Annotated in this window: 19 protein-coding genes; 17 read left to right on the top strand and 2 right to left on the bottom strand. The window is 68.6% G+C overall.

Annotated elements, in window-relative coordinates; genetic code table 11:
* The first annotated feature begins 205 nt into the window (after positions 1 to 205).
* From ABZ803_RS13685 to ABZ803_RS13645, 9 genes are all read left to right on the top strand, one after another.
* A complete protein-coding gene (locus tag ABZ803_RS13685) occupies positions 206 to 649 on the top strand; it encodes a hypothetical protein (RefSeq protein ID WP_357036729.1) in 444 nt (147 codons plus the stop codon).
* A gap of 148 nt (positions 650 to 797) precedes the next feature.
* A complete protein-coding gene (locus ABZ803_RS13680; protein ID WP_357036726.1) occupies positions 798 to 2,387 on the top strand; it encodes a bifunctional 3-(3-hydroxy-phenyl)propionate/3-hydroxycinnamic acid hydroxylase in 1,590 nt (529 codons plus the stop codon).
* The gene (locus ABZ803_RS13675) at positions 2,380 to 3,309 is read left to right on the top strand and encodes a VOC family protein (protein WP_357036723.1); all 930 of its coding nucleotides are present in this window, start codon (positions 2,380 to 2,382) and stop codon (positions 3,307 to 3,309) included. Before ABZ803_RS13680 ends, ABZ803_RS13675 begins: the two co-directional genes overlap by 8 nt.
* Before the next feature lies 1 nt (position 3,310).
* Positions 3,311 to 4,144, top strand: a complete 834-nt coding sequence (locus ABZ803_RS13670; protein WP_357036720.1) for a fumarylacetoacetate hydrolase family protein — start codon at positions 3,311 to 3,313, stop codon at positions 4,142 to 4,144.
* A complete protein-coding gene (locus tag ABZ803_RS13665) occupies positions 4,141 to 5,112 on the top strand; it encodes a TAXI family TRAP transporter solute-binding subunit (RefSeq protein ID WP_357036717.1) in 972 nt (323 codons plus the stop codon). The genes ABZ803_RS13670 and ABZ803_RS13665 overlap by 4 nt, the downstream gene beginning before the upstream one ends.
* A 20-nt stretch (positions 5,113 to 5,132) precedes the next feature.
* On the top strand, positions 5,133 to 6,131 hold the full coding sequence (locus tag ABZ803_RS13660) for a hypothetical protein (protein ID WP_357036714.1): 999 nt from the start codon (positions 5,133 to 5,135) through the stop codon (positions 6,129 to 6,131).
* Entirely contained in the window at positions 6,128 to 7,225 is a 1,098-nt protein-coding gene (locus tag ABZ803_RS13655) for an alcohol dehydrogenase catalytic domain-containing protein (protein WP_357036711.1), read from the top strand. Before ABZ803_RS13660 ends, ABZ803_RS13655 begins: the two co-directional genes overlap by 4 nt.
* Before the next feature lie 31 nt (positions 7,226 to 7,256).
* On the top strand, positions 7,257 to 7,931 hold the full coding sequence (locus ABZ803_RS13650) for an MBL fold metallo-hydrolase (protein ID WP_357036708.1): 675 nt from the start codon (positions 7,257 to 7,259) through the stop codon (positions 7,929 to 7,931).
* A 306-nt stretch (positions 7,932 to 8,237) separates the two neighbouring features.
* Positions 8,238 to 8,588 (top strand): hypothetical protein, encoded by a 351-nt coding sequence (locus tag ABZ803_RS13645; protein WP_357036705.1) that lies wholly within the window; start codon positions 8,238 to 8,240, stop codon positions 8,586 to 8,588.
* Positions 8,589 to 8,599: 11 nt separating this feature from the next.
* Here the strand turns inward: ABZ803_RS13645 and ABZ803_RS13640 are convergent, their stop codons facing one another.
* Together ABZ803_RS13640 and ABZ803_RS13635 are read right to left on the bottom strand one after the other, a co-directional pair.
* Positions 8,600 to 9,043, bottom strand: a complete 444-nt coding sequence (locus tag ABZ803_RS13640; protein ID WP_357037180.1) for an IS5 family transposase — start codon at positions 9,041 to 9,043, stop codon at positions 8,600 to 8,602.
* A gap of 8 nt (positions 9,044 to 9,051) precedes the next feature.
* Complete coding sequence (locus tag ABZ803_RS13635; protein WP_357037201.1) at positions 9,052 to 9,207, bottom strand: hypothetical protein; 156 nt, start codon at positions 9,205 to 9,207, stop codon at positions 9,052 to 9,054.
* A 1,084-nt stretch (positions 9,208 to 10,291) separates the two neighbouring features.
* On the opposite strand from ABZ803_RS13635, the gene ABZ803_RS13630 reads away from it, so the two are divergent.
* The 8 genes from ABZ803_RS13630 to ABZ803_RS13595 are packed head-to-tail and all read left to right on the top strand — an operon-like array spanning position 10,292 to position 24,762.
* On the top strand, positions 10,292 to 10,561 hold the full coding sequence (locus ABZ803_RS13630; RefSeq protein ID WP_357036702.1) for an acyl carrier protein: 270 nt from the start codon (positions 10,292 to 10,294) through the stop codon (positions 10,559 to 10,561).
* Entirely contained in the window at positions 10,504 to 16,473 is a 5,970-nt protein-coding gene (locus ABZ803_RS13625) for an aminotransferase class III-fold pyridoxal phosphate-dependent enzyme (protein WP_357036699.1), read from the top strand. The genes ABZ803_RS13630 and ABZ803_RS13625 overlap by 58 nt, the downstream gene beginning before the upstream one ends.
* On the top strand, positions 16,470 to 17,327 hold the full coding sequence (locus ABZ803_RS13620; protein ID WP_357036696.1) for a hypothetical protein: 858 nt from the start codon (positions 16,470 to 16,472) through the stop codon (positions 17,325 to 17,327). Before ABZ803_RS13625 ends, ABZ803_RS13620 begins: the two co-directional genes overlap by 4 nt.
* Positions 17,324 to 17,578 carry an acyl carrier protein gene (locus ABZ803_RS13615; protein ID WP_357036693.1) on the top strand — a complete coding sequence of 85 codons (255 nt, stop codon included), beginning with the start codon at positions 17,324 to 17,326 and terminating at the stop codon, positions 17,576 to 17,578. The genes ABZ803_RS13620 and ABZ803_RS13615 overlap by 4 nt, the downstream gene beginning before the upstream one ends.
* Positions 17,575 to 19,323: an AMP-binding protein gene (locus tag ABZ803_RS13610; protein WP_357036690.1), complete on the top strand. Its 1,749-nt coding sequence runs from the start codon at positions 17,575 to 17,577 to the stop codon at positions 19,321 to 19,323. The genes ABZ803_RS13615 and ABZ803_RS13610 overlap by 4 nt, the downstream gene beginning before the upstream one ends.
* Entirely contained in the window at positions 19,320 to 20,729 is a 1,410-nt protein-coding gene (locus ABZ803_RS13605; protein WP_357036687.1) for a cytochrome P450, read from the top strand. The genes ABZ803_RS13610 and ABZ803_RS13605 overlap by 4 nt, the downstream gene beginning before the upstream one ends.
* A complete protein-coding gene (locus ABZ803_RS13600; protein WP_357036684.1) occupies positions 20,726 to 23,473 on the top strand; it encodes a PEP/pyruvate-binding domain-containing protein in 2,748 nt (915 codons plus the stop codon). Before ABZ803_RS13605 ends, ABZ803_RS13600 begins: the two co-directional genes overlap by 4 nt.
* Positions 23,470 to 24,762 carry an aminotransferase class I/II-fold pyridoxal phosphate-dependent enzyme gene (locus tag ABZ803_RS13595; protein ID WP_357036681.1) on the top strand — a complete coding sequence of 431 codons (1,293 nt, stop codon included), beginning with the start codon at positions 23,470 to 23,472 and terminating at the stop codon, positions 24,760 to 24,762. The genes ABZ803_RS13600 and ABZ803_RS13595 overlap by 4 nt, the downstream gene beginning before the upstream one ends.
* The last annotated feature ends 1 nt before the right edge of the window (position 24,763 follow it).

Below are 24,763 nucleotides of genomic sequence, written 5' to 3'. Positions count from 1 at the left end.
GCGAACGCGACGAATCCTGCGCGAGGCGAACACTGCTGCCACGACGGACGGGGAGTCGGGCCCGGCCACCGCGGGGTCGCCTTCGACCGGTCCGCCGCTGATACGCGTCGCCGAGCCCTTCGAGGTGATGGGCTCGGCGACGCGTATCAAGAAGCCGGGGTCGTCGCGGGCGGGCCGCCCGCCGTCGGGGTCTCGTCGGATCCTCGTGTTGTGGCAGGCGGTGCAGAAACTCCTGAATGTGCGCGATGGCCCGCGGATGAATCCGGTGCAGACCGCATCGGTCGTAGAACAGGTTGCCCAGCAGTCCGAGCGCGAGTCCGGCGACCAGGCCGATCGCCAGGAGCACGAGTGCGCGGCCGAGGCCCGCGTCGGTGTGGGCATCGAAATAGATGATGGCGCGGACACCGTCGGCGACAGCCGCATCGGCTCGAAGGATCCGAGGGGCCGGAATCGCGGTCGCCGCGGGCACCGAAGCGGTCGCCAAGGTGAGGCATTTGGCCGAGTAGGTGCCTACGCGGGTGATCCGGCGCGGCGGCAACATGCGCCGCTTGGGTCCCATCTCGGTCGGGCCGAAGCCCAGTTCGGCATCGACGTGGCCGTTGACCACATGGGAGTTTACTATAACGCTATAGGTTTATTACTAGAGTAATGTTCCTTGTGTGAGGTGACTCATGCACAACGAACCCGGCATTTGCGTCCTGTCATCTAGGACAGTGCTTTTGCAATGCAGGACACCATGCATAGGGTCGGACTATCGAGTTCGTCCGACAGCGGGAGAAGGTGAGGTGATGGCGCCGGTGAAGTCGCCAGACGAAACCGAGGTGGTCATCTGCGGTGCTGGGCCGGTCGGTCTGACGGCCGCGGCCCTGCTCGCCGCACGGGGAGTCGAGGTGGTCGTGGTCGAACAGAATCACTCGACCAGTGACGAGCCCAAGGCGATCAGCATCGACGACGAGTCCCTGCGCGTGTACCAGCGAGCGGGCATCGTCGAGCAGGTGCTGCCGATCGTGGTACCGGGCACGGGCACTCGCTACTACGACCGCCACGGGATGCCGCTGTTTCATGCGCGTGGTCCTCGGCCGTTCCGTTTGGGATACCCGTTCAAAAATCCCTTCGCTCAACCCGATCTCGAGCGCGTGTTGGTCGAGGCGCTGGCGCAGATGCCGAATGCGTCGTTGCGATTCGGTGTCGAAGTAACCGGATTCGACCAGCTTGCCGACTCGGTGCGAGTCCATGCGCGCACCGACAGTGGCCCGGTGACCCTCGACGCCGCCTACGTCCTCGGCTGTGACGGCGGTCGCTCGGTAACCCGGCTCAGCCAGGGCATCGAGATGACCGGACGTAGTTACCCCGATGTGTGGTTGGTCGCCGACACCCTCGACGATCCGCATACCGAACGCTTCGCCATGCATCACGGAGATCCGGCCCGTCCGCACGTCATCGTGCCCGGGCTCGACGGCCGCTGCCGCTACGAATTCCGGCTATTCGACGGTGAGGGGACACCCGGCGAGGCTCCGTCGTTCGAGCTGATCCGCGCGTTGGTCGCGCCCTATCGCGACTTGGCACCGACGCAGATCGAACGTGCGGTGAACTACCGGTTCAACGCGGTTGTCGCCGACGAGTGGATGGTCGGGCGTTCCTTCCTGCTCGGCGACGCGGCGCACATGATGCCGCCCTTCGCCGGACAGGGACTCAACTCCGGCATCCGTGACGCGGCGAACCTGACCTGGAAGATCGCCGACGTGCTCGCCGGCCGACTCGCACCGTCGCTGCTGGCCAGCTACCAGAGCGAACGCGCGGCCCAGGTACAGGCAACGGTGCGGATGTCGGAGCGCATGGGGCGTGTCGTGATGACCACCTCGGCGCGATTCGCGGATCGCCGTGACGCATTGATCGAGCAAGCACTGGGTACCGAGGAGGGCCGCGCGTACCTCGAGGAGATGCGGTACCGACCCTCGCAGCGATTCACCGAAGGTTTGGTCCTCGACGCCCACCGGCATGCCGGTGTCGGGGTCGCAGTGGGGCAACCCCTGGTCTTCGACACCGCCGACCATACTGTCGCCCGGCTCGACGACGTGCTCGGCATGGATTGGGCGCTGATCGGCGTGGACGTCGACGAGCCGGATTGGGCAGGGGTCGAGCCGGTAGTCCGGCAGCTCGGGACGACTACGGCCTTGCTTGCACTGGGGGAGTACCTCCCACGGACTCGACGTCGGATCCTGATCGATGTCGACGGGGCAGCCGCACGCGAATTCGAACCCTATGCCCATCAATTCGTGCTTCTCCGACCGGACCGGGTGGTCGCGGCCGCCTGGCATCCCGACCGGACCACCGACACGGTGACCACCATCTCGACCTGGACAGAAAGGGCGTTGAGCCATGGATAGACCACAGCGGATCGTCTTGCAGGAACGCGCGGCAGCAGGCACTCTGACCCGTACCACCGTGTCCCACATCGGGTTCCGCGTGCCCGATGTCGCCTCGACGGCCGCGTTCTACGGCCGGGTACTCGGACTGCAGATGCACGAGCAGCTGCCCGAGGGTGGACTTCGCCTGGGCTGGGGTTCCGGACATCACGTCATCGATCTCATCGCGGGCGAGAAGGGGCTGCACCATTACGGTTTCGAGGTCCGCGACCTCGACGGTGTCGAGGGCATCGCCAAGCGGCTGGCCGCCGCCGGGCACACCGTCTCGCCACTGGACTCGATCTATCTCGACGCGGGACTCGGGGACGCCACCGGCATCGTGGTCACCGACCCACACGGCACACCCGTCCATTTCCACACCGCGGTCGCACGCGAGGGTGAGAATGCCGCCGACACCGGTCGCCGACCGATCAAGTACCAGCACATCACCCTGGCCACCGACGATGTGGTGCCGATGGTGGAGTTCTTCGTCGACACCGTCGGATTCCGTATCTCCGACCAGCTCGAGGACGGCCGATTCGCGTGGCTGCGCAGTGACCGCGACCACCACACCCTGGCTGTGGTCAACGTCGGTGCGGGCGGCGACATCGACCACTACTCCTTCGACCTGGCCGAATGGGAGGACTTCAAGGCGTGGTGTGACCGGCTGACCGATGAGAACGTCGATGTCAGCTGGGGTCCCGGTCGCCACGGCCCGGGCAACAATCTGTTCATCTTCTTCGACGACCCGGCCGGCAACCACATCGAACTGTCCGCCGAGATGGAGAAGTTCCACGACGACCGCGTGGCCTATGTGCCGCGCCGGTGGAAGCCGATCCCCAATTCCGTGAACCTGTGGGGCGGCCAGCTCGCCTCTTGGCGTAAGACCAGCGAAGGACACTGATATGGCGTACGTGACCTACGAACATCGCGGCGTGCGCCGCGTCGGCGAAGTCCAGGGTTCGGCCCTGGTCCCGCTGGACGGCGTCACCGAGATCGGCTCCGAGACCACCTCGGAAGCTCTGGCCGACGCCGAACGCGACACTCGTGGCCGAGTCGAGATCGATGCGGTCCGGCTTCTGCCGGTGGTGCCCAACCCGTCGAAGGTGTTCTGCGTGGGGCTGAACTATCGCGAGCACGTCACCGAGACCAAACGTGAGCTGCCGACCTATCCGGTGCTGTTTCCCAAATTCGCCGACAGTCTCATCGGTCCCTACGACGACATCGTGCTGCCGCCGGAGTCGACCCAGGTCGACTACGAAGGCGAATTGGCGGTCATCATCGGCAGGCCCGGCCGTCGCATCGCCGAAGCCGACGCAGCCGAGCACGTTCTCGGCTACAGCACGGCAAACGACATCACCATGCGTGACTTCCAGTACAAGACCCACCAGTGGATGCAGGGAAAGGCTTGGCAAGCGAGCACGCCGCTGGGCCCCGCGTTGGTGACGCCGGCCGAGGTCGACCTGTCGACAGCGGGTATCCGCACCGTGCTCAACGGGGAGAAGGTACAGGAGTCGGATCTGTCGATGCTGATCTTCTCCATCCCGCGGCTGATCGCCGAGATCTCGACCTTCACCACCCTCGCCCCCGGTGACGTGATCTTGACCGGCACCCCCGGCGGCGTCGGCTATCGCCGCGACCCGCAGCTGTTCCTGCACGAGGGCGACCAAATCGTCGTCGAGATCGACGGTGTCGGTTCGGTCCGGAACTTGGTTCGCGGCGAGGTGGTTCCGGTATGAGCACTCGGCCCGCTGAACCCCGGATCGACCGATCGCTGCGACTGCAACTGCAAGGTGACTGGGGCACGGCCAATCTCCACCGGGTGTGTGGATGGATCTCTCAGGAACTGACCGACCGGGCGGGACCACATACGCGAGTCGGCATCTGGAACGGCCGCGGGTTTTCCGACAACGTGCGCGCGGTCGGCCGCGGTGAAGTCGATATCGCACTGACTACACCCGCCGCGTTCACCGCGGTCGCGCTCGACGGCCGCGGCACCTACCGCGACGAGCACTATCCCGATTTGCGCGCGCTCGGCGTCGTGCCTCAACGCGATCGGCTGGTCTTCGCCGTGCACGCCGACCTCGGGGTCACCTCGTTCGCCGAGCTGCGTGAGCTGAAACCGGCGCTGCGGGTGGCGACCTCGGTCAACGACGGGGTCAATGCCGTCGGCTTGGCCGCGCACGAACTGCTCGTACGGTCCGGCGTCGATGTCGATGGCTGGGGCGGGCAGTTCCTCGGCGACGAACGGCCCTTCGAGTCGCTCGATCACGTCCTCGCCGGCCGCGCCGACGCGATCGTGCACGAAGCCGTGATGTTGCCGCACTGGCAGCAGTTCGGCGCCGACTACCGCTTCCTCGAGGTCGAACCCGAGGTGCTCGCGTCGTTCGACCGAGACTTCGGGTGGCCCTCCGCCACCGTCGCCGACGAGTTCTTCCCCGGCCGCAGCGCATTCCAGACCCTCGACTTCTCCGATTTCCTGGTCGTGGCCCGCGCGGACATGGCAGAGGATCTCGCCTACACCGTCGCCTGGATTCTGGGGGAGACCCGCCACCTCATCGAGGCGCAATACCGGCACCTGCCGCCCGAGCGCAGCCCTATCACCTACCCTCTCGACCCACCGACCATGGGCATCGCCCCGATTCCGCTGCACCCCGGCGCGGCCGCCTACTACCAGGCACTGCCTGCCGCCGAATCCGATTCCTGACGAGACAAAGAGGTCTCTCCATGAGTGTTGTCATCGAAGACATCGTGACCATGACGTCCGAGGTTCCCCTGCGCAGCATCCACCGCGACGAACGGAACCTGCTCTCCCCACCACACCCGGGCAAGATGCCGATGAAGCTGTGGCGTGATCATCCGCCGCTGACGGTCGTCCACTTCCCCCAGCAGTACCAGGCACAGCCGTTCGCGCCACCGCGCGGCGTCTACGAGAACGACCAGATCCGCATCGAATGGCAAACGATGGACAATCGCCAGCCCTTCTATCACCGCAATTGCGATGTCGACGAGATCTCCTACCAGATCGACGGCGAACGTACCCTGATGACCGAACTCGGCACCATCGAACACCGACCCGGCGAGTTCTCCCGCATCCCTCGCGGCGTCGCCCACGACAACTACGGACGCAACGAAAGCCATCTGCTGTTCTACGTTCCGGCGCCGGTCACCGAAACGGGCGACGCCGTGCGCACATCGACGGCAGCGCTGCCACCGTTTCCCGGATGGCAGCCGGCACCGCTCAACGAGGCGGTCACCCAGTGCATGGGTTCACTGGGCCACGACATCACCGTTTTCCCCATCGACGAGCACGCGCTACTCGACCGAGTCGACGACGAACCGGACCGGATGTCGGTATTCGCTGTCGGCACGGGGTCGAATCCGCTCTTTGCGACCGCCCAATTCAAATTGGGCACAGAGACATTCACGCCCGAGCGGGGCGACGTGCGGCGCTACCGACGCACCCTCGACGCTGACGAGGTCCAGTACCAGATCAGCGGTGTACGCACACTGGTGACCCAACGCGGGATCATCGAACTCGGCCCGGGCGACTTCGTGCGAATCCCGCTCGGCGTCGCCCACGCGAGCGTCGGTCATGAGGACGGCGCCTACCTCAGCGTGCTCTCGAATCGCGAACTGCCCCAGGTTGCCGAGACCTCGCGCACCGCACAGCCCTGCACACCCGAACATCTCGATGCCCTCGCCGGGGAAAGTAGCTCGCGATGACCATGCTCGCCGCCCGTGCCACCCAAGGCTCGCACCTCTTGGCCCTCGAGCAGATCCCGATCCCTCAGCCAGGACCACTCGACGTCGTGGTCAAGGTCGTCTCCGCCGGGCTGGCGCCGGGCATGATCGCATTGCTGAAAATGGGCGCGTTCAAACACCTTCCGACAACTCTCGGTCACGAAGCCGCCGGCACCGTCGCCGCGGTGGGCGAGCAGGTCACCGACATCGCGGTCGGCGATCGAGTGCGGGTACACCCCAACCTCAACTGTCGCAGCTGCGACTACTGCCGCTCCGACCGCGACATGATGTGCCCGCAACAGGCGATGATCGGGCACGCGGGCTTCGGCACGGTGGCGATGCCTCTCTACGAGCGCTACCACGACGGCGGCCTCGCCGAATACGTCCGGGTACCGCACTGGCTGATCGACCAGCTCCCGGGCAATGTCAGCTTCGATGTTGCCGCCAAGGTGCACGATCTGGCGAATGTCGTACGGATTCTGAAATGCGCGCAGTTGCCGCTGGGCTCGACAGTTGTCACCACCGCCGCCACCGGGACGATGGGCACCGCGACGATCAAGCTCGCCGAGCACTTCGGCATCGCCCGACTGGTGCTGGTCGGCCGATCCGCCGAACGGCTGGCCGCGGTCACGCCGCTGGCCGGCAAGGTCGAGGTCGAGACCATCGCCCTGGATGAGCTGCCGGCCGATTGGGAGAGCACCGGCGGCCTCACCCGCCGGCTGCGCGAGCTGGCCCCGGCCGGCGTGCACGCCGTTGCCGACTATATCCCGGCAGGCGCGGCCACCGGCCAAGCGATGGCGGCGCTGCGCACCGGCGGCACCATCGCCCACATGGGCGGCAACACCACGCCGTTGTCGCTGCCGCCCTTGGCGTTGATGGTGAACTGCTGGCGCTTCGTCGGCACCCGCGCCTGCACCCGGTCCGATGCCGAACAGGTCCTGGCTCTACTCGGATCCGGCGTGCTGAACGTGGACGAACTGATCACCCAGCGCTTCCCCCTGGCCGACGCCGACACGGCGGTCGAAGCGATGGTGAACCGCAAAGAGCCGATGTGGATGACCGTGGTCAACCCCTGAGCAGTCGGTCTCCTACGGAAGGCGAAAAACTATGAATATCACACACTTCGGCCACGCCTGCGTTCTCGTGGAACTCCCGAGGGTGGGCGCCTCGACGCGAATCCTCTTCGATCCGGGTACCTATTCGCAGGGTTTCGAGGACTTGACCGACCTCGACCTGATCCTGATCACCCACGCCCACCCCGACCACCTCGACGCTCCCCGCCTCGCGGCGCTGCTGGCGGCCAACCCCGCCGCGCAGTTGATCGTCGGCGAGGGCACACTCGCGGCACTGGACAACCCCGACTACCCCGAACAGATGCGTCGACCCGCGCACGTGGCGCAGCCGGGCCAGAAACTGTCGGTGCTCGGCCACGACATCGTGGTCACCGGTGGTGAGCACGCCTGCGTCCACTCGGCGTTGCCCGCCTCGGAGAACCTCGGCTATCTGATCGACGACGCCGTCTTCCACCCGGGTGACGCTTTCGATGAGATCGCTGTCGCGGTCGACGTGTTGTTGCTGCCGATCGGTGGGCCGTGGATGAAGATCGGCGAGGGCATCGACTATCTTCGGTCGATCGCCCCGCGCGTCGTGGTGCCGATTCACCAGGCCGGTCTGGCGACCGCGCACCAGAACATGCATTGCCAGTTGCTGAAGAACCTCGCACCCGAGGGCACCGGAGTGCTGGTCCTCGAACACGCGACCTCGCACCCGATCTCGCCCTAGCGGTGCCCTGCCTCGCGGTCGGCTCGCCAACATCGGGGCCGGCCGCGAGCCGAAGCCAGGTCCCTCGGGCTATCGACCGTGCTGCGGTCCCCGCCCGGCAGCCGCAGCATGACGCGAGCCCGGCCTGGCTCGGCCGATGGCGAGTGGTCCGCCCTCCTCGCCCGGCCTCCGACCTTCCATGACCGGGTCCGGTCATGGACGGTCTTCCGGCTATTCCCTCTCATCAGGAGGCGCCCGATGTGGCCCACTGATGTCTCACGTGGACCACGGAACCGTCGAGGGCCTGTCCTGCAATAGGCTCGCCGGGTGCCCCTCGTGGAAGTGACCCATGCGCCCTCTGTCTCCGAAGACACGCTTCGCGAACTCGCGTCGGTTCTACCGCATCTCGTGTCTCTGGCCGTGGAATGCCCGGAGGAACCGTACGACGGTGCTCTGCAGCCGGGCGACGTCGAGATCCGCTTCCGTCGGCTCGGCCCTTTCGATCGCTGCGGCCTGCCGATCGTGATCGAGGTGCGCTCCAAATGGTTCGAGAGCCGGGCCGCCAACCGCCAGGACCGCGTGGACGGGTTGCACGAGGAGATCAGCAAGGCGACCGGTCTCAGCGACTTCGGTATCTACCTGTCCCTCCCGATCGCCGCGTGGTCGCAGAACGACTAGTGTTGTGTAGTTCATCGCAGCCAGAGCACGATCGCAGCGATGGTGAGTTCTGCCTGGTAGTAGGCGGCACGTTTGGCATACCGGGTAGCCAGGCCACGGAACTGTTTGAGCCGATTGAAACAGCGTTCGACCACGTTGCTTTGTTTGTAGACCTCGGGGTCGAACGTCGGTGGCCGACCACCGGCCGAGCCCTTCGCAGCACGGCAGGCGATCTGATCGTCGCGCTCAGGACTGACGAACCGCACCCGCCGTCGCCACAGCCCGGCCCGCGTCGAGGGATGGGAATAGCCTTTGTCCGCGATCACCACCTCCGGCCGCATTCGTGGCCGGCCGAGCCCGGCACGTGCCACGCTGATCCCGTCCAGCAGCGGCAGGATCTGCGGGTTGTCACCGGCCTGACCACCGGTGATCAACACCCGCATCGGCAGGCCACGGCCATCGACGGCGAGGTGGATCTTGGTACTCAGCCCGCCTCGGGACCGCCCGAGCGCTTCTCCGGCGACGCCGACAGCGCCCCCTTTTTCCGGGCTCCTGCGGCATGCTGGTGGGCCCGCACCACACTCGAATCGACCGAGATGGTCCACTCGACCTCGCCGATAGAGTCGTCCTTGACGATCACTTCGTCGAGGATCTTCTGCCAGGTCCCGTCAGCGGTCCATGTCCGCAGCCGCTCAATCGCGGTTTTCCACGGCCCATGCCTTATCGGTCAATTCACCGCGACCAACCACACCTGACAGCTAACACCAACCACCACAACGAATTACAGGACTGGCTCTAGCAGCCGTACGCAGCGATGGCAGTTCCAGCGCCCATGACCGTGAACCCTTCACGCTCGGTTGCCGCGTACCCACGCGGGGCCGGGGTCTTGCCGTCGCGATCCGAACGTCTCCGTCGCGAGACGACGTAGCTCACGACAGTGCCGATCCAGCCGCCCGGCCGTGGCTCGGGCGAACCACCGGATCGATCCTGTGCGTGTCCCGGGGCCAGGACAGGGGCGATTGTGGTCGGTCACAGCATTTACGCATACTACCGACTGGTAATGAGAGGCGTCACATGCCGACGGCGGTCCAGTAGTTAGCTGGTGTCCGGACAGGTGAAATACGTTGTCGCACAGCGAAAAAACGTCGTTACGTGACTTCATATTCTTGCCGGGATGGGGTAGGGCGAGAGGGCATGATAAATACCGATGGGTCGGTATTTATCATTGCCCGGCCGGCGGATGAATGCCGCATGAACAGCGCATTTTCCGACGGCGGAGATTTTACTGTGTCGCGCGGTGACAGTTGGAATAGGCCTACCGCGAACGTGGTTCTGTCAAATCGTCTCAGACGGCCTGTTTCTCGCCACACCTTCCGTGGTGCGCGGCTTTGTTTCCGGAAACATAGTCGATAAAGTTAGCCGAAAAATTGCCTTCTCGCGAAATGCCCTGTTCGGCAGTGGGTTTCGAATTGCAGCCCACATAGGGCGCGTGTACAGATGTGAGAACGCGGGGCGGTGTCGTGGCACGCCGGACGCGCATGGCGGGACAGCGAGATCCGACAGTCCCGTTCGCCGATTCGGAGGATGAGTGAACGCGGACTCGGCAGGTATAAAAACCTGCGCTGAACTGTGCATATGTGGTTCGAAACGGTCGGGTGGGCGTCGATCGGCGCAGATGTTCCGCGCCGGTGTAAAGGTTCGTCGCGCAGTGGAGGAGGCGCTGAATGAATGAATTCGATGCCGTGACCGAACGAGTTCTCACGATGTTCTCGCGCGGTCTGCATGCAGTCGAAATAGACCAGGACACACCGTTGCTGGATTATGGCTTGGACTCGGTGCGGTCGGTGGAGTTGGTGATCGAGCTCGAGCGCGAGTTCGGCATCACGATCGCCGACGAGGAGGCGGCGACGCTGCATACCGCGCGCGCGGTGATCGCATGCGTGACGTCGAAGACGATCCGTACCGGCCCCACCCGGGCCGAGGCGCGGGCGTGACCGCGCGCGCCGGGTGGCGGGAACATTCGCTGCCGCCCGATTCCGACTCGTTCGGTGACTTCACCGACTACAACCGACCCGGCTTGGCGGGACTGCTGCGAGCCTGTCACCTGGACGTGGTGTACACCGCCGCGGACGGCGACCATCTCGTCCGCGCGGACGGCACCCGGGTGCTGGATCTCGTCGGCGGTTTCGGCGCCGCGCTCTTCGGTCACAATCATCCGGCGCTGGTACGGGCCGCTACCGCGACGCTGAACCAGCAGGTGCCATTCGTTGCGCAGGGCAGCGTCCGGCCCGGCGCCGCGCGGTTGGCGCGGCGGCTGTCCGAGTCGGTCGGTGCGTGCACCGGCCGGGAGTACGTGGTGACATTCGGTTGCACCGGAGCCGACGCGGTCGAGGCGGCGATCCGGCACGCCACGGTCGCGCACGCACGCGCCCTGTCCGAACTGGACGCCGAGCTGCGGCGGACGCAGCGCCGGCTCCGCCGCGACCACCTGCACGATGTGCGCCCGTCCGCGCCTGCCGGGGACGCCGAAGCGCGGACCGCCGCGGCCGTGGTCACCGAATCGCTGGACCGGATCGCGCGGCTGCGTGAGCGCGGGCCGGTGTTCGTCTCCCTCGCGGGCGCGTTCCACGGAAAGAGCGCAGGCGCTTTCGCGCTCACCGAACAGGCCGATACCCCGGCGGACCTGGTGGTGCCGGGACCGCCGCGGCGCAGGCTCGACAGCTGGGTGCCGGACGAGGTGACCGGCGCGTTCGCGGACGAGCTGTGCACCGTCGGCGTCATCGGCTTCGGCGCCGACGGCGCGCCCGTGCGCACATGGCGGCGGCTGTCGTCCGTCGCGGCGGTGTTCGCCGAGCCCGTCCAGGGAGAAGGCGGTGTGCGGGAGATTCCCGCCGATACCCTGCGCGCTCTGCGCGCACTGGCGGATCGGCACGCCGCGGCGCTGGTCTTCGACGAGATCCAGTGCGGCATGGGTCGCACCGGCACGTTCCTGGCGTCGGCGCCATCGGGTGTGCGCGCGGACTACTACCTGATGTCGAAATCGCTCGGCGGCGGTTTGGTGAAGATCGCCGCGCTGCTGGTGGACCGTGCGCACGCCATCGCCGATTTCGGTCGCTACCACACCTCGACCTTCGCCGACGACGAGCTGTCGGCGACGGTCGCGGACGCCGCGCTGGACCTGTTGCGCGACAACCAGCTCCGGATCAGCGATGCGGGCGCGCGGTTGCGATCGCAGCTGGACGAGGTGGCCCGCCGCTGGCCGCGCGAGATCGTGGCGGTGCGTGGGCGCGGACTGTTGCAGGGCGTTGAACTGCGGGCACCGGAGCCGGAATCGGCGCTGCTGCGCGAGATCTGCGCGCCCGACATGTTCGGCTACGTGGTGGCCGGATTCCTTCTGCACCGGCACGCGATTCGCATGCTGCCCACCCTCTCGGCGCCGACCACCTTGCGCGTCCAGCCCTCCGCCTTCGTCACCGAATCCGACATGGCGCGGCTGGCGACGGCGTTGGACGACGTCGCGGCACTGCTGCACCGCGGCCGATACGACCTGCTGCTGGCGCACCTGGCCGCACCGGTCGCCACGAAGACCACTGTCACGGACCGGGCTCCGCTGCCCCGACGCGCCGACATGCCACCGGCGCGGGACCCGCACGCGCCGACGAGGGTGGCGTTCCTGGCGAACCTGCCCGAGACGGCGGACCTGCGCCGGTTGGCCCCCGAGCTGGAGGCGTGGACGGACGCCGAATTCGCCGCTTTGCTCGAACGCCTGCGCCCCGTCGCCGATCCCTTCGAGGTGACCAGGCGGTCGATCGTCTCGCCCACCGGCGCCGAGGTCGAGATGATGTTGTTCGCGCTGCCGCTGACGGCCGCGCAGATCGTCGCGCATCAGCGTGCCGGCGAGCGGACCTACGTGCGCGAATTGGTGTGGCACGCGGTGGAACAGGCGGTCGCGGCCGGAGCCACGGTGATCGGGCTGGGTGGCTACACCTCGATCGTCACCGATGCCGCTCGCGAGGTGGCGGAGGACGCCGTCACGGTCACCTCTGGCAATTCGCTCACCGCGGCGTGCGCCTACGAGGTGCTCAGCGCCGAACTGGCCGCGCTACCGCCGGGGCAGCGGCGGGTCGGCATTCTCGGCGCACTCGGCAACATCGGCGCGGTCATGGCCGAACTGCTCGCCCCGCTGGCCGATTCACTGATCCTGGTGGGCAGGCCGGGCGCAGGCACGCGCTTGCGCCGAGTGGCCGCCGAGCTACCGGGCGAGGTGGTCGTGAGCGAGGATCTGACCGCACTGCGTGAGTGCCGGGTGGTCGTGACCGCCACCAACTCGGCCGAGCCGCTGATCACCGCGCGGCATCTCGCCGCCCGCCACCCGGTGCTGATCTGCGATCTGGCCGTTCCGGGCGACGTGGACCCGGCCGTCGCCGAGCAGCCGCACCTCACCCTGGTCGACGGAGGCCGCATGGCGCTGCCGCTCGGCCAGACCCCTTCCCTACCCGAAACCGGGTTGCCCGCCGGAGTCGTCTACGCGTGCATGGCCGAGACGCTGCTGCTCGGCTTCCAGCCGCGTACCGCGAGCCCGTCCTACGGCGCGCTCACCGTGGCCGGTGTCCGCGCGGCGCGGAGTCTGGCCGCTCGCCACGATTTGCGCCCGGTTCTACTGCCGACAGGAGCCACCTCCGTGATCACTCCGACGACCTCGTCCGCTCCGATGTTCCTGGGCGCGGCCGACTTCGCTCCCACTCGGGCGGGCGGCAAAGCCGCCACCCTGCACGACTTGCTGACCGACGGATTCGCCGTTCCGCCCGGGTTCGTCGTGCCCGCCGATCTGGACCTGGACGGCGTCGGCGACGACGATCTGTCCGGCTGGGTGCGGGCGATCGGCGGGTTCCCGGTGGCCGTGCGCTCCAGCGGCGTCCTGGAGGATCTCGACGACGCCAGTTTCGCGGGCCAGTACGAGTCCTACCTGGACGTCGCGGACGCGTCCGCGCTGCGCACGCACATCGAGCGGTGCCGGGCGTCGGTGCGCAACGAACGCGTGCGCGCCTATCTGTCCCGCCACGGCATGGCCGACGCCGAAGCGACCGTGGCCGTCCTGGTGCAGCGCATGGTCGAGGCCCGTTGTGCCGGTGTCGGATTCAGTATCGATGTGCTCACCGGCATCGAGGGGCACGCGGTGCTGGAGGCGTGTCACGGCGTAGGGGAGCGGCTTGTCTCCGGACAGGTCACCCCCACTCGCTACACGCTGCGGCTGTCGGACGGGGGTGTGGTGGCGCGCGAGGCGGGCGACGAGGACGTCCGGCTCGCCGACGCCGACACCGAGGCGTTGGCGGCGCTGTTGCTCGCGGTGCAGGCACGCAGGCATCGGCCGCAGGACATCGAATGGGCGATCGATGACGACGGTGGCTTGTGGCTGCTGCAATCCCGTGCGGTCACCGCGATCAGCTGGCGCACCGACATCGACCAGTTCTCCGATGCGGACCTGCGCGACGGCGGTGTCTCGGCCCGAGTGTGCACACCCATGATGTTCTCGCTGTACGACAACGCCTTCCAGTACTCGATGCAGCGTTTCTTCGAGGGTTTGGGCTTGGCCGAGCCGGGCGAGGAGCCGGACTGGATGGCTATGTACTACGGCCGTGCCTACTGGAACGTGAGTGCGGTGAAGAAGTGCTTCCAGCGCATACCCGGCTTCGACGAGCAGCATTTCGACGACGACCTCGGTGTCCTCAACGAGTACGGCCCGGAGGGGCCGATCCGCACGCCGAACACGCCGCTGTCCATCGCCCGCGCACTGCCGGTCGCGCTGGCGGTGCAGCGCAGCTACCGCGAACAGCTCACCACCGTCGACGCATTCGCCGCGAGCTGGCCCGTCAAGTACCAGGCGTGGCGCGAGCGGGTGCGCGCGCTGCCGCGCACCGACCGGGCGACCTTCGCCGCCGACCTGGCCGACTGTCTGCTCACTCTGCACGCCGCGACCGAGCGCACCTACTTCACCACGATCTACCACAACTCCAGCGTGCAGACCGACTTCAAACAGCTGCTGGACAAAATCGACGCGGCCACCGGCGCGACCAGCTCCGCCATCGACCTGATGGGTGGCCTCGCCGAGATCAGTCACATGGCGCTGCAACGCGGGATCGTCGAATTGCACTGGGTGGCCGGAGAATTCGGCCTCGACGGTCCGGAATGGGACGAGGCGCTCGCGGCTTTCCTCGCCGAGCAGGGCTTCCACGCCGACGCGGAACTCGACCTGACGTGCCCGCGCTGGTCGGAGGACCCGGGGCGGGTGCGGTCGATGATCGCGGTGATGCTCGAACACGGCACCGCGCCGGCCGACCCCGCGGCCACACTGGTGGAGCAGCGCAAGCGCTACGAGTCCGAATCGGCCGCGGTGCGCGCCCGGGTTCGTGCCCGGCCCGCGACGCGGGTGCGGTACGCCAAGGCGCTGGACAAGCAGATCGAGCGGATGCGCCGCTATCTCGTCGCCCGGGAACGGATGCGGGAGTTCTCATCGCAGTGCTACGCCATCGTGCGCGCGTACGTGGTGGAGGCGGGCACCCGCTTGGCCGCCGCGGGTGCGCTCGAGCACGCCGACGACGCCTTCCAGCTGACCATCCACGAACTCGTCGAGTTGGTCGCGGGCCGCGCCGACGCCGCGCATCTCGCGCCCGTGGTCGCCTACCGCCGTGCGATGTACGAGGGTTATCGCGATCTGACGCCGCCACACGAACTCGGTGGCGGCGTGACGGTGGCGGCGGTGCGCGCCGACGGCGACGGCGACCTGCGCGGCCTCGGATGCAGTCCCGGTGTCGCCGAGGGAACGGCCCGGGTGATCACCGCGCTCACCGGCATCGACCAATTGCGCCAGGGCGATATTCTCGTCACACGTTTCACCGACCCGGGGTGGACTCCCGCGCTCGGCTTGGTGGCGGGGGTGGTGACCGAGGTGGGCGGCATGCTGTCGCACGCCGCCGTGATCGGGCGCGAGTACGGCATTCCCGCCGTACTGAATGTGGCGGGGGCGACGAGCGCCGTGCGCTCGGGTCAGCGGATCCGAATCGACGGCAGCGCGGGCGTGGTGCGGATTTTGGACGCGGACTCGGCCGAGGCCCCGGCGGGGAACGAACCATCCACGGACCGCGGGCGAGCGGAGGTCGCCGCTCGCGCGCATCCGGAAGAGGTCGCGCCGCCGACCCACGTACACCGCGAAATTACAACGTCGGCGGCAAATCCCGCCCCATCACCCCGCGTGGGGCGCGGCTCGGGAAAGGACACGACACTGACCGCACGGAAACGGCTGATCTGCCTGGCGGGCGGTGACGGCTCGGGCAAAACCACGCAGGTGGCGCGGATCGCCGCCGAATTCGAGGCGCAGGGCCACAGTGTCGCCGCGGTGACGATCTGGGACGCCTTCCTCGACCCGAAGGTCTCCTCGAAACTCCCGTGGGGAAGTCCCGCCGAGATCTACGGCTACCTCCAGCTGCTCACCCCCCTCAGCCGCGCGCACTTCCTGTTCCACGCCATGCAGCTGTCGCTGGACCTGGCGGCCGAGCGCGGCGCGGATATCGTGCTCGCGAACGCGTACTGGTACAAGTACTACGCCACCGAGGTCGCCCATGGCGGCGACCCGGCCGTCCTGCGCAACCTCGCGGCGGGGTTCCCGGAACCCGACCGCACCTTCTATCTCGCGGTGCGGCCGCAGGACGCGCTGAGCCGCAAGCGATTGCGCAGCGACTACGAGAGCGGCTACGGCGACGAGGAGTCGTTTCTGGCCTTCCAGCAGCGCAGCCATGAGGCACTCGACGCGCTGTCGGAGGAGTTGGGCTGGATCCGGCTCGACGGCACGGCGGCGCAGGCCGAGATCACCGCCGCCGTACTCGCCCAGTTGCGCGAGGACGACCGATGAGCGGCTCGTACACCCGCCGGGTGGCCTTGGTCGGCATCGACGGCGCGGGCAAGTCCTCGGTGCTGGCCGCGCTTCGCGCGCTGGCGGTGCGGTCCGATGCCGGTGGGTTCGCGTCGATGACCTGCCCCGACTTCCACGACACCCGCGATGTTCCGCTCGCTGATCTGTCCCGCCAGCTCAGGGCCTTCAGCGTCGGCTGTGACGAGATCGGCGACGTGGCGATGAAGGCCACCGCCATGTACCTCCAGATGACCCTGTTCGGACCGGTGGAACAGCACTTCCTGCGCACCTGGGCACCGGATGTGCTGGTGTGCGAACGGCATCCGCTGATCGAACTGCTCGTCTACGGCCCGCTGTATGTGGCGCTGGCGGGCACCGACGGACGCTGCCGCGAGCGGCAGGACGAGATCGCGGCGGTGCTCGAGCGGCACCGGCCGGGCACGTTCGCCGACATCCTGGCGTGGCAGCACGCCCAAGCCGCACGGCTGGGCAGCTCGCCGGACCCGTGGCTGCTGCTGTCGGAGATCGCGGAACTGGTCGGTCGCGACATCACGGGCGCGGTGTCCGGCTTCGCCGAACGGTTCCGCACCACGCTCCCGGACGCGGTGCTGTGGCTCGACGCGCCGCCGGAACAGGCCGCGACGCGCTGTGTGCGGCGGTCGGGGCGCGGGCCCGTCGAAGCCCATGAGACCGCCGAGCGGCTGACCGCACTGCGCGCGGGCTACGAGCGGGTGCGCGAGACCCTCGCGCTCGCGTTCCCGGAGGTGGCATTCCACCGCATCGACACCGGCGACGACGTCGACCTCGAGGAATCGGTGCGCGCCTGCGTGACAGAAGGGAAGTTGCTCGGATGACCACACGCGACGACATCGGCTCGGCCGATCTGGAAGCGCGGGTCCGCGCGATCGTCGGGGAGGTGCTGTGGGTGCCCGCGGCCGACCTCGACCCGGCGGCGCCGTTGATCGATTACGGCCTCGACTCGCCGACCGCCATCGAACTCACCATCCAGCTGGAACAGGCCTTCTCCGTGAGTATTCCGGAGGACGTCGCCGTCCGGCTGACCACGGTCGCCACGATCGTGCGCTACGTCGAGGACCGGAGATGACCACTTCATCAGGGACACTGCGCCCCGGACACCCGAGCATCGTGCACGCGCTGCTGTCCGGCGGCGAGCGAGGTGCGGCGGCGGCATCGACGGTCATCATGCCCGAGCGCGCCGCCGCGCGGCACGACGACGAGATCCGCTGGCGGCATGACGATCTGGCGGGCGCCGCGTGCCGGGCGGCGGCGGGTCTGGTCGCCCGCGGCGTGCGCCGGGGCGACCGCGTGTTGCTGTGCCTGCCGACGTCGGCGGAGTTCGTCACGGCTTTCTTCGGTGCGCTGCTGCTCGGCGCGGTGCCCACCGCCATCGCCACTCCGGGTGGCTTCGGGGCCGCGGAAATCTTCCTGGACCGGTTCACCCGGCTGGTGGCCTATCTGGATCCGACGGCCGTGGTGAGCACTCCGGCGGTGTTCACCATGCTGCCCGTGCCCGCTTCGGTGGCGGCGATCGACGCCTCGGCCCTGCACGCGCTGGCCCGCACACCGGACGCTCCCGCGCTCCCGCCGCGTCTGCCCGCACCGGACGATCTCGCGTTCATCCAAGCCACCTCCGGCTCGACCGGCGCGCCGAAAGGGGTGCAGGTCACCCACGCGAATCTGGCCGCCAACTGCGAGCAGATCGCCCGCGCGGCCGCCATCGGACCCGGCGACACCTGGGTCGGCTGGCTGCCGTTGCACCACGACATGGGCCTGATCGGCGGGTTCCTCACGCCACTGTTCCGCGGCATCGACGCCGTGCTGATCCCGCCGAACCGGTTCCTGCGCCACCCGGCCGATTGGCTGCGCGCGGTGCACAGGCATCGCGGAACACTCACCGCCGCACCGAATTTCGCCTACGGCTACGCCGCGGCGCGGATCGCCGACAGCGAACTCGACGGAGTGAATCTGTCCGCGTGGCGGTTCCTGTTCTGCGGCGCGGAACCGATCCATCCGCCCACGGTGCGGCGGTTCGTCGACCGGTTCGGCGCCTGGGGGCTGCCCCCCGACGCGCTCGTCCCGTGCTACGGGTTGGCCGAGGCGTCGCTCGCGGTGACGGTGTCCGATCCGCGCGCGCCGCTCGCGTTCGACTCGGTCTCCCGCCGCGGACTGGCCGACCACGGCGTCGCGGTGGATGTCCCCGCCGGCGACGGCGACGCGCTCGACATCGTCGACTGCGGTGCGCCCGTAGCGGGCACGGAGATCCGCGTGGTGGGCGAGGACGGGACACCGTGCGGCGCGGATCTGGTGGGCCGGGTGCAATTCCGGGGACCGTCGACCACGCCGGGCTACTTCCGGCTGCCCGAAGCCACGGCCGCCGCCCGGGTGGAGGGCTGGTGGGACACCGGTGATATCGGCTACCTGCGCAACGGCCGACTGCGGATCACCGGGCGACGCAAAGACCTGATCATCATCCGCGGCGCGAACTACCTGCCCACGGACTTCGAGATCGCCGCCGAGCAGGTGCCGGGAGTACGGCCGGGCGGCGTGGTCGCGGTGGGACGAACCGAGCCGGGCGGCGGGTCGGAAGAGTTGCACATGATCGTCGAATCCGCCGTGGCACAGGCGAACTTCGACGCGCTGGCTCGCGCGGTGCGGGCCGCGGTGAGCAAACGCACCGGGGTGCTGGCCGCCGGGGTGCGGATCGTCGCGCCGCGCAGCATCCCGAAGACCACCAGCGGCAAGGTCCAGCGGATCGCGGCGCGCGTCCTGCTGGACGCCGATGCGGACGAACCGGTCGGCGCCGCGCGCGGGCAAGGCGCGGCGCGATGACACCGTCGACGGGAATCGGCGAGCGCCGCCTCGACGGCCCGGCCACCCGGCATCCGCTGGGCGCCTACCCCCGCTATCGGACCGACCCGCTCGGCTTGTTCTACGAGTCCGCGCTCCACTACGGCAGTGTCCGGCTGCGCCTCGCGCACCAGTACGTGCACCTGCTGGCCGAACCCGATCACATCGAGCAGGTGCTGGTCACCCGCGCGGGGCGCTACGAGAAGGGGATCAGCTACCGAAGCCTGAACCACCTGCTCGGTCCCGGCTTACTGACCAGCGGCGGCGAGTTGTGGAAACGCCAGCGCGCCTTGATCAAACCGGCCTTCGCGCGCCGTCATGTGGAGACCGAGATCCCGCTCATGGTCGAATGCGGTCAGCGCATGCGCACCCGCTTGGACGCCCGCGCCGCCGACGGCGCGGCCTTCGACCTGGTGCCCGAGCTGATGGGATTCGCCGCCGACGTCGTCTGCCGCGCGGTACTCGGCGCGGATCTCGACGGCGTGCTTCCGCAGATCGAAGACGACGTGCGCCAGGGCGTTTCGTGGGTCATGCGGCATATGGCCGCGCCGATCCAACTGCCACCACACCTCCCGACTCCGGGTAACCGGCGCCTGCGGGCAGCGCGGCAGCGACTGCATCGCGTGGTGGACGAGGTGATCGGCAAGCATCGGCACACCGACGACGACGCGCACTCGCTGCTCGCCCGGCTGCTCGACGCCCGCGACGACGCGGGACACGCAATGGACGACGAGCAACTGCGGCACGAGGTGCTCACCTTCTTGCTCGCCGGTCACGAGACCACCGGAGCGGCACTGGCCTGGACGATCTACGAACTGGGCCGCAACCCGGCCGTGCTCGACCGGGTGCGCGCGGAACTCGACGCGCTGCCGGACGCGCCGGACGAACCGGACGCCGTGCGGGCCGCGCTGCCCCGGCTGGAGTACACCGGCCGCGTGATCGATGAGGCGATGCGCCTGCATCCTCCGGCGTGGGCGTTCAGCCGCACCGCGCTCGAGCCGGACCGATTCGACCGATTCGACCTGCGACCGGGCGCGATCGTCGTGATCAGCCCGTTCGTCAACCATCGACTGCCCCGGTTCTGGGACGCGCCGCTGACCTTCGATCCCGACCGGTTCACCAAGGAGCGGAACCGGGCGCGGCCGCCGTTCCGGTACTTCCCCTTCGGCTGGGGCGCTCATCTGTGCGTCGGCCAGCAGATGGCGCTGATCGAGATCCGCGTGGGTCTGGCGATGGTGCTGTCGCGCTACGACATTCAACTGGTGAACGGGATGCGGGTGCGCGAGCACCCCGAGATCTCCAACACCCCCGACCCGGTCCTGGTCCGGTTGACCCGGCGCGAGCGCGCCGTCCCCGTGACCCGGACCAGACAGGAGGACGCACGATGACCAGTGCCACCACCGGCGCGATACTGCGCGCCGAAACCCTCGCGACGGATCCGGCGGCCGCCGCGAACGCGGGAGCCAAGGCCGCCAACCTCGCCGGGCTGCGGGCCGCCGGATATGAGGTGCCGCCGTTCGCCGTGCTCGGCACCGACACGTGCGCGCGGCTGCTGGCCCCGTCCGCCGATGCCGTCGCAAGCCTGCTCGCCGAACTCGATCCCGACGATCCGGCCGCCTTGCGGTCTGTGTCGACGCGGATCCGTGCCCTCGTCGAGGGCCGACAGCTACCCGGTGACATCGCCGCCGAACTCGAGGGCGTGGTCGCCGAACTGGCCGCCGCCGGTCCGGCGGCCGCGGGCGAGGTGCGCTTCGCGGTGCGATCGTCGGTGCGCGGGGAGGATTCGGCGACCGACTCCTTCGCCGGACAGCTCGACACCGTGCTGAACGTGGCGGCGGCCGAGTTGCCCGCCGCGATCGGGACGGTACTCGCCTCCGCCTGGTCGGAGCGCGCGCTGTTCTACCGGTCGCGCCGTGGCCTCGGCGACGTGCCGGTCGCCTGCGCCGTGGTGGTGCAGGTACTGCTGGACAGTGCCGTCTCGGGGGTGGTGTTCAGCTGCAATCCGCAGAGCGGCGATCCCGCCGAAGCGGTAGTGGCGGCCGCGCTCGGACTGGGCGAAGGCGTGGTGGCGGGCACGGTGGACTGCGATACCTACTTCGTCGACCGTGCCACCGGAGCCATCACCTCCCGGGTAGTCGCCGACAAGCGCAATCGCGTGGTGGCCTCGCGTCACGGTGCGGGCACCACTGTCGAAGAGCTCGCCGACCCGGTGACCGCCGCGGCGCTGTCCGACGCGGAGATTCGCGAGTTGGCCGAGGTCGCTGGCGCACTCGCCGACCACTTCGGCACGCCGCAGGATGTCGAGTTCGCCTACACGCCCGACGGACGATTGCACCTCCTGCAGGCCAGGCCGGTCACCGCGACCGGGGCGCGCGAGACCGTCTTCGACAATGTCAACGTCGCCGAGTCGTATCCGGGACTGTCGAGCCCGCTGACGTTCTCGGTCCTACGCGCCGCCTACGAGCGGGTCTTCCGCACGTGTCACCGCGATTTCGGCGCCACCGCGCGGATCGTCGACCGCAACGCCGCCGATCTGTATCCGTATCTGGTCGCCACCGCGCGCGGCCGGATCTACTACAACATCAGCAACTGGTACCGCCTGTTCCTCGAGATCCCCGGCATGGAATTCGCCATCGAAGGGTGGGAGGCCGCGCTCAATATCGAGAACCGATACCAGCGGCCGCCCACGTCGCCCCGTGGCGTGGCCCGGCTGCGCGCGCTCGCACTGCGCCTGCGGGTTTTCTCGATCATCCTGCTCGGCTGGCTGCGCTTGCCACGGCGGCTGCGCGCGTTCTTCAGCGCGTTGACCGCGGCAACCGCGGACCTCGACCGCAGGCTGGAGCCGGACACGCCGGAGCGCGAACGCGACGCACACGCGTTGCTGGCGTGGACCGAACGCTTCTTCGACGAACTCGTGCCCGCCTACTCGGTGCAGATCTTCAACGATTTTCTCGCCCAGCAGATGTTCCACCTGGTCGGACTACAGTTGCGGCAAGCCGGCCTCGCCGCGGAGGCGGCGCTCACCCTGCGCAACGAGTTGTTCTGCGGCGAAGACGGTGTCGACAGCGTCGATCCGGTGCGGTCGGCACTGGCACTGACCGCGCGGGTGCGCGCCGACGCGGCGTTGCGTGCGCTGTTCGACGGCCCTGCCGCCGCGCACCAGGTGTGGACGGCCCTGTCGGAAGACCGGTTCGCGACCTTCCGCGCGGCATGCCTGCGCCACATCGCCGAGTTCGGTGACCGTACCGTGGACGAACTCAAGCTGGAGACCGATCCGCTCAGCGAGCACCCCGAGCGACTGGTGCCCATGCTGCGGAACTACCTGCGCGGCGGGCAGAACGCCGACGACATGATCGCGCGTGAGCAGGCGATCCGGCGGGCGGCCGAGCGGACGGCGGCCGAACTGTTCGCGGGTGAACGCTTGCGGCGGTGGGTTTTCCGGCTCGCACTCCGGCTCGCGCGCGAACACGTGAAGCAGCGGGAGAACATGCGACTGGGCCGCAGCCGCTCCTTCGGTCTCGTGAAGCGGGTCTTCCGGGAGTACGGCAGGCGGCTGCACGCCGACGGCCTGCTGGACGATCCGCGCGACGTCTTCTGGCTCACCTACGAGGAGATCGCCGCACTCACCCGCGCAACGGCGGTGGACGCCGACACCACGCGCACCGTCGCCCTGCGCAAGGCGGATTACGACCGCTGGCAGCAGCAACGCCTGCCCTCCCGCATCGTCACGACCGGGATCGCCGCGGCGGGAATCAGCGATCCGGCACTGGAGCAACCGGGCCGGGACGCCGCCGAAGGAGCGCGCGTACTGCACGGCATCGGCTGCGCCCCAGGTCGCGTCGAAGCTCCCGCGCTGGTTCTGCACACCCCGGATCCGGACGTCGCGATCGACGGGCAGATCCTCGTCGCCGCGACCACCGACCCGGGCTGGGTGTTCCTCATGGTCGCCGCGGGCGGCCTGGTCAGCGAACGAGGCAGCCTGCTGTCCCATACCGCCATCATCGGACGCGAACTCGGCATCCCCACGGTCGTCGGCGTTCCCGGAGTCACCGGCCTGGTCGCGAACGGTGACGTCCTGGTGCTGGACGGCCGCGCGGGAACCGTGATCCTCGGACAGGAGCAACGACCATGACCGCACCCGATCCGACCCACGGCGAGAACTTCAGCCTGGAGCACTACCTCGACCCCGCCGCGCACACGTTCGACCAGCGTTTCGCGGAGTTCCGCCCCTATGCCCAGCACGCTCGCGGCAGCGGTTTCGTGTTGCGAGAGGTGGCCGGGCCGTCCGGCGCGGTCGTCGCGGTCCGCGATCCGGCGACCGGCGCGACCGACGAGCTGATCATGCTCGGATCCAACAACTACCTCGGCCTCGGCAACGAACCGAGCATCGTCGAGGCGGCCGTCACCGCCATTCGCGAATACGGTGTGGGACACGGCGGCCCGCCCTTGCTCAACGGCACCACCACCCTGCACCGGCGGCTCGAGGAACGGCTGGCCGAACTGAAGGGCTGCGAGTCGGCCATGGTCTTCTCCTCCGGCTACGCGGCCAATGTCGGCTGGGTGACCGGCCTGCTGCGCAAGGGCGACGTGCTGCTCTACGACGAACAGAACCATGCCAGCCTGTATGACGGCATCCAGCTCGGCCGGGTGCGGTCGATGGCCTTCGCGCACAACGACGTGCGCCATCTGCGCCACCGGCTGATGCAGATCCGCTGGCGCAATCCGGGGGCGAACGTGGTGGTGGCCGTCGAAGGCGTGTATTCGATGGACGGCGACATCGCGCCGCTGCCGGAGATCCGCGCATTGTGCGACGCGTTCGGCGCGTGGCTGGCGGTGGACGACGCGCACGGCACCGGAGTGCTCGGCGCGCGCGGGCACGGCACAGCGGAGCATTTCGGGCTCGGTCCGGGATCGGTGGAGCTGACCATGGGCACGTTCTCGAAGGTCTTCGCGGGCACCGGCGGCTTCGTCGCCGGATCCCGGGACCTGGTGGACACCCTGCGCTTCTTCGCCCGCTCCTACATGTTCTCCGCCGCGCTCGCGCCCTCGGTGGTGGCGGCGGTGCTCGCCGGAATCGACTTCCTGGCCGCGCATCCCGAACGCGTGGCACGACTACACGACAACGTCGGATATTTCGTGCGCGGGCTGCGCGCGATGGGATTCCCCGTCGACCCGCAGACCGCGATCATCCCGCTACTCGTGCCGCCGCGGCTGGCCGTCGCCGACGTGGTCAGCGCCCTGCACCGGGAGGGTGTCTTCGTCAACGGCGTCGAATTCCCGGCCGTGCCCCGCGACCAGCAGCGCCTGCGGATCAGCATGATGGCCACCCTCACCCGCGACCACCTCGACCGCGCGCTGGACCGCATCGACACCGTCGCCCGCCGCTTCGGCTTCCATCCCCAACAGGAAGGGATCGCTTGAC

It is taken from the genome of Nocardia sp. NPDC047648, assembly GCF_040642815.1.
GTDB lineage: Bacteria > Actinomycetota > Actinomycetes > Mycobacteriales > Mycobacteriaceae > Nocardia > Nocardia gamkensis.
The sequence above is the reverse complement of the archived record's forward strand: the minus strand, read 5'-3'. Positions and strand labels throughout refer to the sequence as shown.